General features: G+C 67.0%; 16 protein-coding genes and 1 tRNA gene. 10 read left to right on the top strand and 7 right to left on the bottom strand.

The genetic code is table 11. The annotated features are described in order from the left end of the window. The first annotated feature begins 272 nt into the window (after nucleotides 1–272). From BC358_RS12595 to hemP, 7 genes are all read left to right on the top strand, one after another. The gene (locus BC358_RS12595) at nucleotides 273–2,609 is read left to right on the top strand and encodes a TonB-dependent siderophore receptor (protein ID WP_079366088.1); all 2,337 of its coding nucleotides are present in this window, start codon (nucleotides 273–275) and stop codon (nucleotides 2,607–2,609) included. 104 nt (nucleotides 2,610–2,713) lie between these two features. Further along, nucleotides 2,714–3,403 carry a Fe2+-dependent dioxygenase gene (locus BC358_RS12590; RefSeq protein WP_079366087.1) on the top strand — a complete coding sequence of 230 codons (690 nt, stop codon included), beginning with the start codon at nucleotides 2,714–2,716 and terminating at the stop codon, nucleotides 3,401–3,403. Next, nucleotides 3,400–4,476: an alpha-hydroxy acid oxidase gene (locus BC358_RS12585; protein ID WP_079366086.1), complete on the top strand. Its 1,077-nt coding sequence runs from the start codon at nucleotides 3,400–3,402 to the stop codon at nucleotides 4,474–4,476. Before BC358_RS12590 ends, BC358_RS12585 begins: the two co-directional genes overlap by 4 nt. Nucleotides 4,477–4,768: 292 nt before the next feature. Beyond that, nucleotides 4,769–5,422 (top strand): energy transducer TonB, encoded by a 654-nt coding sequence (locus BC358_RS12580; protein ID WP_079366085.1) that lies wholly within the window; start codon nucleotides 4,769–4,771, stop codon nucleotides 5,420–5,422. 34 nt (nucleotides 5,423–5,456) lie between these two features. Continuing rightward, on the top strand, nucleotides 5,457–6,191 hold the full coding sequence (locus BC358_RS12575) for a MotA/TolQ/ExbB proton channel family protein (RefSeq protein ID WP_079366084.1): 735 nt from the start codon (nucleotides 5,457–5,459) through the stop codon (nucleotides 6,189–6,191). Nucleotides 6,192–6,204: 13 nt separating this feature from the next. Further along, complete coding sequence (locus BC358_RS12570) at nucleotides 6,205–6,618, top strand: biopolymer transporter ExbD (RefSeq protein ID WP_066154639.1); 414 nt, start codon at nucleotides 6,205–6,207, stop codon at nucleotides 6,616–6,618. After that, complete coding sequence (gene hemP / locus BC358_RS12565) at nucleotides 6,615–6,812, top strand: hemin uptake protein HemP (RefSeq protein WP_079366083.1); 198 nt, start codon at nucleotides 6,615–6,617, stop codon at nucleotides 6,810–6,812. The genes BC358_RS12570 and hemP overlap by 4 nt, the downstream gene beginning before the upstream one ends. A 120-nt stretch (nucleotides 6,813–6,932) precedes the next feature. Here the strand turns inward: hemP and BC358_RS12560 are convergent, their stop codons facing one another. Then, a complete protein-coding gene (locus tag BC358_RS12560; RefSeq protein ID WP_066154645.1) occupies nucleotides 6,933–7,340 on the bottom strand; it encodes a heme-binding protein in 408 nt (135 codons plus the stop codon). Between the two features lie 173 nt (nucleotides 7,341–7,513). On the opposite strand from BC358_RS12560, the gene BC358_RS12555 reads away from it, so the two are divergent. Together BC358_RS12555 and BC358_RS12550 are read left to right on the top strand one after the other, a co-directional pair. After that, the gene (locus BC358_RS12555) at nucleotides 7,514–8,197 is read left to right on the top strand and encodes a Bax inhibitor-1 family protein (RefSeq protein WP_079366082.1); all 684 of its coding nucleotides are present in this window, start codon (nucleotides 7,514–7,516) and stop codon (nucleotides 8,195–8,197) included. A gap of 117 nt (nucleotides 8,198–8,314) precedes the next feature. Then, nucleotides 8,315–8,737 (top strand): hypothetical protein, encoded by a 423-nt coding sequence (locus BC358_RS12550; RefSeq protein WP_174545241.1) that lies wholly within the window; start codon nucleotides 8,315–8,317, stop codon nucleotides 8,735–8,737. A 32-nt stretch (nucleotides 8,738–8,769) separates the two neighbouring features. Here BC358_RS12550 and rlmD read toward each other — a convergent pair whose 3' ends face one another. From rlmD to surE, 5 genes are all read right to left on the bottom strand, one after another. Further along, nucleotides 8,770–10,194, bottom strand: coding sequence for a 23S rRNA (uracil(1939)-C(5))-methyltransferase RlmD (gene rlmD / locus BC358_RS12545; RefSeq protein ID WP_179130072.1), 1,425 nt, complete (start codon nucleotides 10,192–10,194; stop codon nucleotides 8,770–8,772). Nucleotides 10,195–10,206: 12 nt separating this feature from the next. After that, nucleotides 10,207–10,992 carry a 3'-5' exonuclease gene (locus tag BC358_RS12540; protein WP_079366080.1) on the bottom strand — a complete coding sequence of 262 codons (786 nt, stop codon included), beginning with the start codon at nucleotides 10,990–10,992 and terminating at the stop codon, nucleotides 10,207–10,209. Between the two features lie 12 nt (nucleotides 10,993–11,004). Continuing rightward, nucleotides 11,005–11,904, bottom strand: a complete 900-nt coding sequence (locus tag BC358_RS12535; protein ID WP_079366079.1) for a peptidoglycan DD-metalloendopeptidase family protein — start codon at nucleotides 11,902–11,904, stop codon at nucleotides 11,005–11,007. 87 nt (nucleotides 11,905–11,991) lie between these two features. Further along, on the bottom strand, nucleotides 11,992–12,666 hold the full coding sequence (locus BC358_RS12530; RefSeq protein ID WP_066154764.1) for a protein-L-isoaspartate(D-aspartate) O-methyltransferase: 675 nt from the start codon (nucleotides 12,664–12,666) through the stop codon (nucleotides 11,992–11,994). 158 nt (nucleotides 12,667–12,824) lie between these two features. Continuing rightward, nucleotides 12,825–13,610 carry a 5'/3'-nucleotidase SurE gene (gene surE / locus BC358_RS12525; protein ID WP_066154658.1) on the bottom strand — a complete coding sequence of 262 codons (786 nt, stop codon included), beginning with the start codon at nucleotides 13,608–13,610 and terminating at the stop codon, nucleotides 12,825–12,827. A 120-nt stretch (nucleotides 13,611–13,730) separates the two neighbouring features. Here surE and BC358_RS12520 point away from each other — a divergent pair, with 120 nt between their 5' ends. Beyond that, a complete protein-coding gene (locus BC358_RS12520; protein WP_079366078.1) occupies nucleotides 13,731–14,717 on the top strand; it encodes an NADPH:quinone oxidoreductase family protein in 987 nt (328 codons plus the stop codon). A 69-nt stretch (nucleotides 14,718–14,786) separates the two neighbouring features. Here the strand turns inward: BC358_RS12520 and BC358_RS12515 are convergent. Then, a tRNA-His gene (locus tag BC358_RS12515) sits at nucleotides 14,787–14,862 on the bottom strand. Between the last annotated feature and the right edge of the window lie 2 nt (nucleotides 14,863–14,864).

Genomic DNA, 14,864 nt, shown 5'->3' with positions numbered 1-14,864 from the left:
GATATCGCGACGGGGTGAATCATAGTCGACATCTATCAATTTTCCGCATTGATAGTTTACATCGACCCGATAGCCTGTGCTGCTGTGCAGCATTGACCGACCCCGTCGAGGGGCTTGGCTTGTGTGGACCGCTTGCTACAAATAGCGAAAAAAATGTCCGCCAGGTAAAGACTTTATTGAGAATCGTTTTTGTTTGCAATATCATCGACGATCCAGCCAGCCACAGCGCCTTGCGTTGAAGCCAGCCGACAACCTGTTCGACCCGAGCTTCCATGTCCCAACGTCGCAAGAACCTGCGCGCCCGTGCCGGCCGCCCCCACCCTGCCCCCTCCTCCCTGCCCGCCGCCTCCAGCGTGATGCTGCCCCTGGGCGCCATGCTGCTGGCCAGCTCCTTTGGCGCCCTGGCCCAGACCGCGCCTGCCAGCGAAGACAAACAGCTGCCCACCGTGGTCGTGCGTGAAAAGGCCCTGGCCCCCGAAGGCAAGGACGCGCTGCAGGCCACCGAGACCACCATCGGCAAGGGCAAGCAGCAGCTGCGCGACATTCCGCAGTCGGTCACCGTCGTGACCGAGCGCCTGATCGACGACCGCAACCTCGACACCGTCAAGGAGGCGCTGAAGAACACCGCCGGCATCACCTTCCTGGCCGCCGAGGGTGGCGAGGAAGACATCCGCCTGCGCGGCTTCGCCCTGCAGGCCACCGGCGACCTGTTCATCGACGGCATGCGCGACCCCGCGATCTACGACCGCGACACCTTCGCCATGGACCGCATGGAAGTGCTGCGCGGCTCGGCCTCGATGCTGTTCGGCCGTGGCTCCACCGGCGGCGCCGTCAACCAGGTGTCCAAGGTGCCCCGGCTGATCGACGAGCACCAGGTCGACCTCACCCTGGGCAACCACAAGTACGTGCGCGCCACGGGCGACTTCAACATCATGACCGGCGAAAGCTCCGCGCTGCGCCTGAACGCCATGGCCACCAAGGCCGACAACAACGGCAGCGGCGCCAGCCTGGACAAGCGCGGCATGGCGGTGGCCTACCGCACTGGCATCGGCGAGCGCGACGAATTCCTCGCCAGCCTCTACCACCTGGACAACAACAACGGTGTCAACTACGGCATGCCGTTCATTGCCCCGGCCCGCGGTTCCAGCGACCGCACGCTGCTGCCGGTCGACCCCGACACCAACTACGGCCTGGCCAGCGACTACAACGACTCCAGCGCCACCATCGCCGGCTTGGCCCACACCCACCGCTTCAGCCGCGACAGCGAACTCAAGACCCAGGTGCGCGTGGGCAAGTTCGACCGCGACCTGCGCTCGGGCGCGATCCGCTTGTGCACGCAGGGCGTGAACCAGCAGACCGGCGCCATCACCAACCCGAACTGCCCGACCTCGGTCAGCCTGGACAACTTCGGCCCCGGCACCGTGCTCACCCGCGGCACCCACCTGAAGATCCAGAAGCTCGACTCGGTCCAGGCGCAATCGGACTTCAGCACCAAGTTCGACGCGCTGGGCGTCAAGCACGAGCTGATCGCCGGCGTCGACGTTTCCCGCGAGGAGCGCACGGTCTACGCCGCGCGCTCGGCCGCGCAGGGCGGTGTCACCATCACCAAGCCCACCACCACCATCGGCACTCCGGAAGACGGCGCCTCGGTGAACGAAGCCAGCCGCGTGCTGCGGGTGAACAACGCCTATGTCGCGACCGGCGTCGGCGCCTACGTGCAGGACGTGATCCAGGTCGCCCCGGCCTGGAAGGTCGTCGGCGGCGTGCGCTACGACAACCTCAACGGCGACTACGACATCAACGCCATCCCGGATGCAGCCCCCGGCCCGGTCACGGCCACCAAGTACCGCATGCACGTCTCCGAGTTCAGCCCGCGCATTGGTGCCCTGTTCCAGCCGACCCCGCTGCACTCCTTCCACGTGTCCGCCGGCTCCTCGTTCAACACCTCGGGCGATGCCTACTCGCTGAGCGCCTCCAACGCCGACACCGATCCGGAAAAGAGCGTCAACCTCGAACTCGGCGCCAAGCTCGACTCGGCGGACAAGCGCTTCTCCACCCGCCTGGCCGTCTTCCGCTCGACCAAGACCAACGAGCGCAACACCGACCCGGACCTGCCGGTCACGGTGCTCAGCGGCAAGCGCCATGTGGCGGGTTTTGAGGCCGACATCACCGGCCGCCTGACCCCGCAGTGGGAGGTCTACGGTTCCTACATGTGGCTGCCCGTGGCGCGCGTCGACAAGGCCGCGCCCTGCCCGACCACCGGCCAGTGCGCGCAAGGCGCGATCGGCGAGCGCCCCGGCGACCACCCGGCTCTCACGCCCGAGCACAGCGGCACGGTGTGGAGCACCTACCAGGTCACCCCGCGCCTGCGCATGGGTGCCGGCCTGAACTTCCGCAGCGCGCAGAGCCCGACCCGCGTCGCCTTCAAGGTTCCGTCCTACACCACGGTCGACCTGATGGCCGAGTACACGTTCGACTTCGAACGCCTGTCGATCAAGGCCTACCTGGCCAACGCCACCGACAAGCTCTACGCGGACCAGCTCTACCCGGCGCACTACATCCCGGGTGCCGGCCGCACGCTGCAGGTGACCGCCAGCCTGAAGTTCTGACGCCCACACCGCGCCGAACCCACCGCCGCCCCGCGCAAGCCGGGCGGCTTTTCCACTGAAAGCCCTCACTGAAAGGCCCGGACAAAGACCGGCCCGCTCCCACGATGCTGCTGACCCTGCCCGACATCCTGTCGCCCGACGACATCCGCACCGCGCGCGACCTGCTGCGCAGCGCCCCCTGGGCCAATGGCCGCGACAGCGCCGGCCCGCAGGCACTCACCGTCAAGAACAACCAGCAGCTGCCGCACGACTGCGAAGCCGCGACCCGCATCCGGCAGATGGTGCTGGACGGACTGAACCGCTCCGCCCTGTTCTTCAGCGCCGCCCTGCCGCTGCGCATCTTCACCCCGCGCATCAACCGCTACGGTGGCGAGCACAACACCTACGGCAACCACATCGACAACGCCGTGCGCCTCAAGGCCACGACCGCCGGCACCGAGTACGTGCGCACCGACGTCTCCTGCACCGTGTTCCTGAACGACCCCGGCGAGTACGACGGCGGCGAGCTCACCGTCAGCGACACCTACGGCACGCGCGGCGTCAAGCTGCCCGCCGGCCACGCGGTGCTCTACCCCGGCACCAGCCTGCACCAGGTCACACCGGTCACGCGCGGCGAGCGCTTGGCCTGCTTCCTCTGGGTGCAGAGCATGGTGCGCAGCGACGAACAGCGCCGCCTGCTCTACGAACTCGACATGAACCTGCTCGCACTGCGCCAGCGCCACGGCGAGACCACCGAAACGACGGGCCTGACCGGGACGTACCACAACCTGCTGCGCATGTGGGCAGAAACATGACCGAGCCCGTCACGCTGGAAGACCACGAACGCCTTGCGAAAGAGCGCATGGCACCAGACATCTGGGCTTACCTCTGCGGTGGGGCCGCCGACGAGATCACCTTGCGTGACAACCGCGCCGCCTGGCAGCGCCTGCAGTTGCGCCCCCGGGTGCTGTGTCCGCTCGCCGGCGGCCACACGCGCCGCACGCTGCTCGGTCGGGAACTGGCCCACCCGCTGCTGGTGGCCCCCATGGCCTACCAGCGACTGGCACACCCACAGGGTGAACGGGCCAGCACACTGGCGGCGGCGGTGATGGGGCTGGGCTATGTGCTGAGCACGCAGGCCTCGGTGCCCATGGAAGAAGTCGCCCGCCTCGCCCACGGCGAGGCCGCCCGCGGACCGCTGTGGTTCCAGCTCTACCTGCAGCCCGACCGCGGTCTGACGCAGTCGCTGGTGGCGCGCGCCGAGGCCGCCGGCTACGAGGCCCTCGTGCTCACGGTGGACGCCCCCGTGCAGGGCAGCCGCGACCAGGAGCGCCGCACCGGTTTCCAGCTGCCCCCTGGGGTGGCGGCGGTCAACCTGCCTGAGGGCGTTGCCATGGCGACTGGTGGCCCTGGCCTCTGTGGTGGCCTGGCGGAACACGCCCCGAGCTGGGAGGACCTGGCTTGGCTGCGCTCGGTCACACGGCTGCCCATCCTGCTCAAAGGCATCACCCACCCGGACGACGCCCATCTGGCGGTCGAACACGGCGCGAGCGGCGTGATCGTCTCCAACCATGGGGGGCGCACCCTGGACACCCTGCCCGCCACCGCCACCCTGCTGCCCGAGGTCGTGGCCGCGGTGGAGGGTCACGTGCCCGTGCTGGTCGATGGCGGCGTGCGCCGCGGCACCGACGTGCTCAAGGCGCTGGCGCTGGGTGCCAGCGCCGTGCTGGTCGGGCGACCGGTGCTGCACGGGCTGGCGAACGCCGGTGCGACGGGTGTCGCCCAGGTGCTGCGCCTGATCTGCGACGAGTTGGAGATCGCCATGGCGCTGTGCGGCTGCCGCACGCTCGATGAACTGGGACCCGCGCATCTGCAGCCGCGCTCGTGAGCACAAAAATTTTTCCTCATCAATAGAATACGAACCATTCTCATTTATAATCAAGACATCGTTTTTCGGCCCAACGCCTTCACCAGAGAGCTCACCATGACCGGAACCCTGACCACCCTCTTCGTCAGCCTTGCCCTGCTTCTGGGCGCTCTGTGGTGGGTGTTCCGCCCCTGACAAGGACCGGCTCCGTTCCGACGACACCTACACTATGAGTTCCGCCGCTCTTGGCCTTCCCGTCCCTCCGGCAACGTCTGCCGGCAAAGCACGCAAGGCACGTTCCAACCCAGCTCCCATGGACCGCCGTCTGTTCATCGTGGCCGCCGTCATCGGCTTTCACGTGCTGGGCCTCTGGGCCCTGCAGGCCGGTCTGCTGCGCCGCGCCGTGGAACTGGTGGTGCCCGTGACGGTGATGGCCGAGCTGATCGAGCCGCCCCAGCCCCTGGTCGCGCCGGAGCCCACCCCGCCCAAGCCACAGCCGGCCCCGAAGCCGGTGGCGCCGGTGCAGCGCGTGGTGAAACAGGCCCCGATGCCGCTGGCCGTTCCCGACCCGGCTCCAGTGCCCGAAGCGCCCACGGGCGTGGTCAGCGCGCCACCCGAACCCCAGCCGGCGGTCACCGAACCGGTAGCGGCCGCTCCCGTCGCGCCGCCAGCCCCGCCCAAGGTGGAACTGCCCTCCAGCGACGCCAGTTACCTGAACAACCCGCCACCGCCCTACCCGCAGATGTCCAAGCGGCTGCGGGAGCAGGGTCGTGTCGTGGTCCGTGTCCACATCAGCACCGACGGCATCGCCACCCGCGCCGAAGTCCAGAAATCCAGCGGCTTTCCGCGCCTGGACGAAACCGCCGTCCAGACCGTGCTGCGTTGGCGCTATGTGCCAGGCAAACGGGCCGGCGTTCCCGAAGCCATGTCGTACCTGATTCCCATCGATTTCCGTCTCGAAGACTGACCGTCGTCAACCCTCCGCCTTCTCAGAATCTTTCATGGACACTCCTCTCGCAAGCTCGGGCCTGGCCCACGTCTGGTCGCAAGGCGACGCCGTCACCCGCACCGTCGCCCTGGTGCTGCTGGTCATGTCGCTGGCCACATGGATCATCATTCTCTGGAAGGTGCTGGACCAGCGCGCCCAGCGCCAGCAGGCCAAGGCCAGCGAAGGCTTCTGGCACAGCGCCGATTTCGCCGAGGGGCTGGACAAGCTCGGTGCCGCCGACAACAACCCCTTCCGCGCCCTGGCGGTCGAAGGCCGTGAGGCACAGCGGCACATCCTGCACAAGGACTGCCGCCAGGTCCCGCAGCTGCACGACAGCCTGGACGTGAGCGACTGGATCGAGCGCTGCCTGCGCCGCACGCTGGACGACCACGTCGCCAAGGCACAGAGCGGCCTGACGGTGCTGGCCTCCATCGCCTCCACCGCACCCTTCGTGGGCCTGTTCGGTACCGTCTGGGGCATCTACCACGCCCTGCTGGGCATCGGCGCCGCGGGCCAGGTCAGCATCGACCAGGTGGCCGGCCCGATCGGCGAGGCGCTGATCATGACGGCCCTGGGCCTGCTGGTCGCCATCCCCGCGGTGCTGGGCTACAACGCCCTGGTGCGCGGCAACAAGGCCATCCTGCACAAGCTCAACCGCTTCGCCCACGACCTGCACGCCTACTTCGTCACCGGTGCCCGCGTCAGCTCCGGCGCCGACGCCAAGGTGCTGCCGATGAAGAAGGCCTGATCAAGGAGTCCCCATGGCCATCGGAACCCAGGACGACAGCGACGAAATGATGGCGGAGATCAACATGATCCCGTTCATCGACGTCATGCTGGTGCTGCTCATCATCTTCATCATCACCGTGCCGGTCATCAAGCACGCGGTCAAGGTCGACCTGCCCCGCGCCAGCAATGAAAAGCTGGTCGACAAGCCGGAGAACGTGCGCCTGTCGGTCGACGCCTCGGGCGCCTACTACTGGAACGAAACGCCCATCGCCGACGCAGAGCTGAACACCCGCCTGTCGCAGATCGCGGCCATGGAGCCGCAGCCCGAGCTGCACATGCGCGGCGACAAGGACGTGCGCTACGAGCGCGTGGCACTGGCCATGGCCAGCGCCCAGCGCGCGGGTGTGCGCAAGATCGGTTTCATCACGGAGCCCGCACAGCCATGAACCGTCCGACCACCTCCACTCCCGTGGCGACCAGCCAGGTCACGGCCCCTGCAACGGCTCCGGCCTCGGGTGCCGCGCCGGTGCTCAGCAGTCAGACGGTGCTGCAGGGCCGGTCGCAGGTGGCCATCGAACACAACGGCGCGGTCTACCGCCTGCAGACCACCCGTCAGGGCAAGCTCATCCTGACCAAGTGAGCGACCCGACCAGACCGCTTTCTTCAATCGTGGGGCGACCCGGGGTATGAGCAATTCCCCGAGCGTCGTTTTTCGCCAGCCAGGGGGCCGAAGGCCCCGTTAGCCAGGCGTTTTTTCAGATCACAGGCCGATTGCAGCGATACCTGCCTTGGCGATCTGCGCGTCCTCGCTGGACTTCACACCGCTGACGCCCACCGCGCCGATGCACTGGCCATCCTTGATCACCGGCACCCCACCTTCGAGCAAGCCCTGAATCGTCGGCGCGCTCAGGAACGAGGTGCGGCCCTGGTTGATGACGTCCTCATAGACCTTGCTCTCCTTGCGGCTGAGCGCAGCCGTGTGGGCCTTGGCCGGCGCGATGTGTGAGGACATCGCCGGCGCGCCGTCCAGGCGCTGCAGCCAGAGCAGATGACCGCCGTCGTCGACGATGGCGATGGTGACGGCCCACTGGTTTTTCATGGCTTCGGCTTCGGCAGCGGCGGCAATGGCCTTGACATCGGCGAGTTCGAGCACGGCTTTGGTTTTCATGAAGGCAATCCTGCGGAAAATGGAATGAAGGGCGAACGATAACGCGTTCATTGCAGAACTGGCGATCAAAACTGTTCTCACCACGCGGTGGCCTGGCAGCACATTCCACACACCAACGAGCGCCGCCCTACAATTCGCCGCAAGCGGCGTTCCGCCAACCACCAGGAGAGACCATGACCGACTTCACCCAATACCAAGGCACTGCCGGCGCCCTCAGCGCCGAACGCAACAAGGTGCTGCGCAACACCTACTGGTTGCTGGCCCTGTGCCTGCTTCCGACCGTGCTGGGCGCCTGGATCGGCGTGAGCACCGGCATCACCCGCAACCTCGGCGGCATCGTCGGCATGGTGCTGTTCATCGGCGGCATGATGGCCTTCCAGTTCGCGATCTACCGTTTCCGCAACTCCGGCGCGGGTGTGGCCATCCTGATGGCCTTCACCTTCTTCATGGGCCTGATGCTCTCGCGCTTGCTGGGCATGGTGCTGGGCATGGGCAACGGCACCACGCTGGTGATGGCCGCCTTCGCCAGCACGGCCGGCGTGTTCTTCACCATGGCCACGCTGGCCACCGTGATCAAGCGCGACCTCAGCGGCATGGGCCGCTGGCTGTTCGCCGGCATGATCGCCATCCTGATCGCGGCCGTGGTCAACATCTTCATCGGCAGCTCGGCCATGATGCTGGCCCTGACCGCCCTGAGCACGCTGGTCTTCAGCCTGTACATGCTCTACGACGTGAAGAACATCGTCGACGGTGGCGAGACCAACTACATCGTGGCCGCCACCCAGCTGTTCATCGACATCTTCGCGGTGTTCCAGAACCTGCTGGCGCTGTTCGGCATCATGGGCGGTGACGACTGATCCGTCGGACTGCACATTCGACTCAAGGGGACCTCCGGGTCCCCTTTTTTCATGCCTGCGCGCGCTCAAGTTCCCGTCCGCCCGGCCGAAAACGAAGACAAACCCCGTTCAAGCACCATGCGACACCTTGCCCTGCCCCTCTGCCTCTGCACCGCCCTGCTGGCCGGCTGCGACGCACTGGGCATCGAAAGCGCCACCCAGGTGGCCGAGCGCAAGCAGGCCGAGGCCCACGCCATCGGCAGCGCCTGCCGACACGCGATCCGCAGCATCGAGGACTGCTTCAAGACCAACCCCAAGGCCGGCAAGGCCGCCGTGTTTGCGGGCTGGAAGGAAATGGACCAGTACATGCGCGACAACCAGATCGTCGGCATGCCGTCTGCCATCGAGTCGCCCACTGGCGAAGAGGTCGTCGAACACGAAGACACCGCGGCCCCGGACGAACACGCTTCGGGTGATGCGAAGCCATCCGCCGGGAAGAAGGCGGCCGACAAGACCCCGGCCACCAGGTCGTCCGGCGACGCCAAAACCCAAAGATCCTGACGCCCTGGGCCCACACCGAGACCGGCTGAGCCTCAGGGCAGCTCGAACACCGCCATGCTTTCGACGTGTGCTGTGTGCGGGAACATGTTGACCACCCCCGCCGCCGTGCAGCGGTAGCCCGCCTGGTGCACCAGCAGGCCGGCGTCGCGCGCCAGCGTGGCCGGGTTGCAGCTCACGTAGACGATGCGCCGGGGCGGTGTCCAGCCAGCGCGCAGCTCCGGCTGCTGGTGCAGGTCGGCCAGCGCCTTGGTCAGCGCAAACGCGCCCTCCCGCGGCGGGTCGACCAGCCACTTGTCCGCCACCCCATCGGCCACCAGCATCTCGGGCGTCATCTCGAACAGGTTGCGCGCCACGAAGGTCGTGGGCGCCAGCGGTGACGGACGCCCCTGCTGGTTGAACGCGAGGTTCTCGCGCGAGCGCGCCACCAGTGCCTCGCTGCCCTCGATGCCCAGCACCTCGCCGGCGCCCGTGGCAATCGGCAGGGTGAAGTTGCCCAGACCGCAGAACCAGTCGATCACGCGTTCGCTCTTCTGCGCATCCAGCAGGCGCAGCGCACGCGCCACCAGCACCCGGTTGATGTGCGGATTGACCTGCGTGAAGTCGGTCGGTTTGAACGGCATGGTGATGCCGAACTCGGGCAGGCGGTAGCTCAGCTGCGGTCCGCCCTCGTCCAGCAGCCGGACCGTGTCGGGGCCCTTGGGCTGCAACCACCATTGCACGCCGTTCTGCTGACCAAAGGCGCGCAGCCGGGCCAGATCGTCGTCGCTCAGGGGCTCCAGATGCCGGAGCACCAGGGCGGTCATGTCATCGCCGCAGGCCAGTTCGATCTGCGGGCAGGTCTCGCGCGCGTCCATGCCGTAGATCAGCTCGCGCAAGGGCATGAGCAGGTTGCTCACGTGGGGAGGCAGCACACGGCAGACCTGCATGTCGGCCACGTAGCGGCTCTTGCGCTCGTGGAAACCGATCAGCACCACCCCCTTCTTGTGCACGAAGCGCACCGACAGGCGCGCGCGGTAGCGGTAGCCCCAGGCCGGCCCTTCGATCGGGCGCAGCAACGTCTCGGCCTTGACCTTGGCCAGATGCCAGAGGTTGTCCTCCAGCACGCGCTGCTTGATGGCCACCTGCGAGCTGGCATGCAGGTGCTGCATCTTGCAGCCACCGCACGCGCCTTCGTGCAGACCGAAATGCGGACAGCCGGGCGTGACGCGCTGGGGCGACTCGCGGTGGATCTCGGTCAGCGTCGCCGCTTCCCAGTTGTTCTTCTTGCGATGGACCTTGGCGCTGACGATCTCGAACGGCAACGCGCCGTCGATGAACACGACCTTGCCGTCGGGCCGGTGGGCGATGCCCTGCGCCTCGATGTCGAGCGACTCGACAAACAGCTGGCCTTCGGGCAGACCGGCGGAGGGCGACATGGGGGTGTGGGGATCTTGTTGTGTGGGGCTGTCTTGGCTCATGCCCCGATTGTCTCAGGCCCAGGCGGCGAGGTATTCCTGCCAGTGGCTCTCAGCGGGCGCCAGCCGCCCCAGCGTCTCTTTCACGAACGCGATTTCCTGTTCGTACTCGGCCTCCGTGAGGCCGCCACGCATCTTCTGGAAACGGCAGTACACCAGATAGGTGTTCATCACGTCCGTTTCGCAGTAGCGGCGGATGTCCTCCAGCCGGCCTTCCAGGTACTGCGGATAGACCTGCGAACCATCCATGCCCAGCTTGCCGGGAAAGCCGCACAGCTTGGCCAGCGCGTCCAGAGGCGCGTTGTTCTTGGGGCTGTACATCGCCAGCAGGTCCATCAGGTCCAGATGGCGCATGTGGTATCGGCTGATGTAGTTGTTCCACTTGTACTCGCGGTCGTCCTCGCCCATATCCCAGTACTTGCTGGCCTCGACGCCGTGGCGCAGTCCGCGGTAGTGCAGCACGGGCAGGTCGAAGCCGCCGCCGTTCCAGCTCACCAGCTGCGGCTGGTGCTTTTCGATGCTGTTGAAGAAGGTCTGGATGACCCGGCCTTCGCTCTGGCCGTCGCGGTCGACGAAGGAGTGCACGCGCAGGCCTTCGGCGTTGCGGAACACCACGCTGATGACCAGCACGCGCTGCAGGTGCAGCGGTGCGAAATCGCTCTGGCCCTTGTCCTTGCGCTCGTTCAGCCAGGCCTCGTAGACCTGGGCATCGGCGGCATCGGCGGGCGCACCCCGCAACGCGCGCAACCCGTCGACATCCGGAATCGACTCGATGTCAAAAACGAGAACCGGCCAGGCCATGCACCGGCCAGCTCAGCGCTTGGGCAGGTAGGCCACCGGATCGACCGGCTTGCCGTTGCGGCGCACCTCGAAGTGCAGCTTGACGCGGTCGGCGTCGCTGCTGCCCATCTCGGCGATGCGCTGTCCCTGCTTCACGGTCTGGTCCTCGCGCACCAGCAGGGCCTGGTTGTGGGCGTAGGCCGTGAGGAAGGTGTTGTTGTGCTTGAGGATGATCAGGTTGCCATAGCCGCGCAAACCGGCGCCGGCATACACCACGCGCCCGTCGGCGGCAGCGAGCACCGGATCGCCCAGACGACCGCTGATGGACACGCCCTTGTTCTTGCCCTCATCGAAAGAAGCGACCACTGCGCCCTGGGCAGGCCACACAAATGCAACGTCGTCGGCACCGGCAGAAACGGGCTCGGTGGCCGGCGCGGGTGTGGCAGCGGTCGGCGCCGTGGGTGTTGCACCCGGCGCGCCCGATGCAGGGGGCGTGTTCAGGGGCCGTGCCACCACGCCCGGCGTGGCCACCGGCGCAGCGGTCACACCCGTCGCTGTGGGGGCGGTGCCCGATACGGGCGGGGCCACCCGCAGCACCTGACCGACTTCGATCAGGTTGGGGTTGGTCAGGTTGTTCCATGCCTGCACGTCGCGCGGTGCCTGGCCGGCCTCCAGTGCAATCCGGTACAGGGTGTCGCCGGGGCGCACGGTGTAGTAACCCGGTTTGCCCGCGTTCTCCGCACCTGGCAAGGGCTTGCCTTCGGACGGCCGCGCCGCGCCGGAACGGTCCTCGACCGGTGCGGGCTGGCTCAGTCGCCGCGTGGAGCATCCGGCCGTCAGCACCAGTCCCCCCATCAGGGTCCACAGGGCCACACCGCGCCACGAGATGCGCTGCGTGCGCACTGGCTGTCTATCGAAATCCCGCTTGTTCATTCCTGTTTCCTGCCTGATGTCAGGCCCGTTTCCACCCGGGCACTGCCTCTACGAAACACTCGCCAGCCACGTGTCGGCCGAAAGGTTTCACGAAACGCCTGATTTTAGGGGCACGAAGAGCACCGGTTCCAATACAGAACGTGTGAATCCGTGAGCATGGCGCTCAATGACGATCAGGTGCTGCTGGCCCGAGTCGGTCACCGCCGGAGCCACCAGGCGCCCCCCCACCGCGAGCTGTTCGATCCAGGCCTGCGGCACATCGTTCCCACCTGCGGCGGCCACAATGCCGGCGTATGGCGCGCCTTGCGCATAGCCCGCCATGCCATCGCCAAACAGGAGGTGGACATTGGCCAGCCGGAAGGCCCGCAGGTTGTCGCGCGCCTTCTCGTGCAGCGCCCGCAGCCGCTCGATGCTGTAGACCTCCTGCACCAGATGGCTCAGCACCGCAGCCTGGTAGCCACACCCGGTTCCGATGTCCAGCACCCGGCCAATGCGGCCCTCCCTGCCCTGGCACAGCAACTCCAGCATGCGCGCCACCACACTGGGCTTGGAGATGGTCTGCCCCAGGCCGATCGGCAGGCTGGTGTCTTCATATGCCTGGTTGGCCAGCGCGGTGTCCACGAAGCGGTGCCGCTCCACGACCTGCATGGCCCCCAGCACGCCTGGGTGGGAAATGCCCTGGGCCTGCAGCTTGCGCACCATGGCCTGACGAACTGCCAACGAATCCATGCCGACACCGCGGGGGGCCGTGGTCGCCGCCATGGGCGCCGGGCTGCGGCCCTGCACCGCCGACGGGACGCCCGGCCTGTTGACCGATACCACCGGCCCTGTGTCCAGGCGAGCGGGAAATGCCGGCCGGGGCCTTCCGGAGGCGGGGACAGTGGAAGCGCTCGTGGCCGGCGAAGTTGGAACTGTCCGTTTCATGGCGTCCCAGCGCCCAAGGCGGCCGCCGTCGGAACCCAATAAGAGAGGCGCTCGTGGTCGGTCAGGTCCACCTGCAGCGGCGTGATGCTGGCGAAGCCCTGCGCCGTGGCGTGAAAGTCGGTGCCTTCGGCATCGTCCTTGGCCGGACCGGCGCTGCCGATCCAATACATGGTTTCACCGCGGGGGTTGGTCTGCGTGATCACCTGCTCGGCCGCGTGGCGGCGCCCGAGGCGGGCGACCTTGAAGCCCCGGATCTGCTCGGCCGGGCGGCAAGGAATGTTGACATTCAGCAGCCACGGAGCCTGTCGCCGACCCGCGTCGCCACCGGACGGCAGCGTCGGCAGCAGGTGTCTGACCAGCTCGGCGGCCTTCTGTCCAGCCACGTCCAGATGTGCCCAGCCGCGCTCCGTCTGGGAGAACGCGATGGCAGGGATGCCGAACAGGTAGCCCTCCATGGCCGCTCCGACGGTGCCAGAGTAAATGGTGTCGTCCCCCATGTTGGCGCCGTTGTTGATGCCGGACACCACCAGATCGGGCCGGTAGCCCAGCAGCCCGGTCAGCGCGATGTGCACACAGTCGGCAGGGGTGCCGTTCACATAGCGGAAACCGTTGGACGCGCGGTGCACGTACAGCGGCGAGTGCAGGGTCAGCGCGTTGGACTTGGCACTGTTGTTGTGCTCCGGCGCCACCACCTCCACGTCGGCCAGGCCCTTGAGCGCCTCGTACAGGGCCACGATGCCGGGCGCCTGGTAACCATCGTCGTTGGAGATGAGAATTTTCATTGGCAGGATTTTAGGCGGCCCGCCCCGGGTCACGCCCGGGACATGGGGCCGCACAGGTGACGCCCATCGTGCGTGGCCCTGCCTATCATGCATCGACCCTGACAACTCCGGAGACGACCGATGCAAGCCTGGCTTTGCGAAAACCCCGTGGGCGTGGACGCCCTGACCTGGAAAGAACTGCCCACCCCCGAACCCGGAGCGGGCGAGGTGCTGATCGAGATCCAGGCAGCGAGCCTGAACTTTCCCGATCTGCTGATCGTCCAGAACAAGTACCAGATGAAGCCACCGCTGCCCTTCGTGCCTGGCTCGGAGTACGCCGGAGTGGTTCGCGCGGTGGGTGAAGGCGTGACGCATCTGCAGGTGGGCCAGAGCGTCGCCTGCCTGAGCGGCACCGGCGGTTTCGGCACCCACACGCTCGCGCCCGCAGCACTGTGCATGCCTCTGCCACCAGGCTTCCCGCCGGTGGATGCCGCCGCCTTCATCATGATCTACGCCACCTCGCAGCATGCGCTGGTGGATCGCGCCCAGCTCAAGGCCGGAGAAACGGTGCTGGTGCTGGGTGCCGCGGGAGGCGTCGGCACGGCCGCAATCCAGCTCGCCAAAGCCGCCGGGGCACGGGTGATCGCCGCCGCGTCGAGCGACGACAAGTGCGCCCTGTGCAGGCAGCTGGGGGCCGACGAAACCATCAACTACAGCGTGCACACACCGCAGACCACGCTGCGCGACGAAATCAAGCGGCTGACCGGAGGCAAAGGGCCCGATGTGATCTACGACCCCGTCGGCGGCGACTTCGCCGAGCCGGCCTTCCGCTCCATCGCCTGGCGCGGCCGCTATCTTGTGGTGGGCTTTGCCAGCGGCCCGATCCCCAGCCTGCCGCTGAACCTGTCGCTGCTCAAGGGCGCGAGCATTGTGGGCGTGTTCTGGGGCGACTTTGCCAAGCGCGAACCCAAGGCCAACGCCCAGATGATGCAGACGCTGGCCACGATGTACATGAAGGAACAGATCAAGCCGGTGATCGACCAGACGCTGCCGATGAAGGACCTGCCCAAGGCCTACGCCATCATGGGTTCGCGTTCGGTCAAAGGAAAGCTGGTGCTGGTGAACTGACCCAGCGGGTTCCACCAGGAGCCTGAAACGACAAAGCCCGGCAAACACCGGGCTTTGTTCATATATTTCTGGGGTGGCTGATGGGACTCGAACCCACGACGACAGGAATCACAATCCTGGACTCTACCAACTGAGCTACAGCCACCG

This window comes from Hydrogenophaga sp. H7, assembly GCF_002025745.1.
In the GTDB taxonomy this organism is placed as follows: domain Bacteria; phylum Pseudomonadota; class Gammaproteobacteria; order Burkholderiales; family Burkholderiaceae_C; genus Hydrogenophaga; species Hydrogenophaga pseudoflava.
Note: the sequence above shows the minus strand (reverse complement) of the source record. Positions and strands in the feature narration are given on the sequence as shown.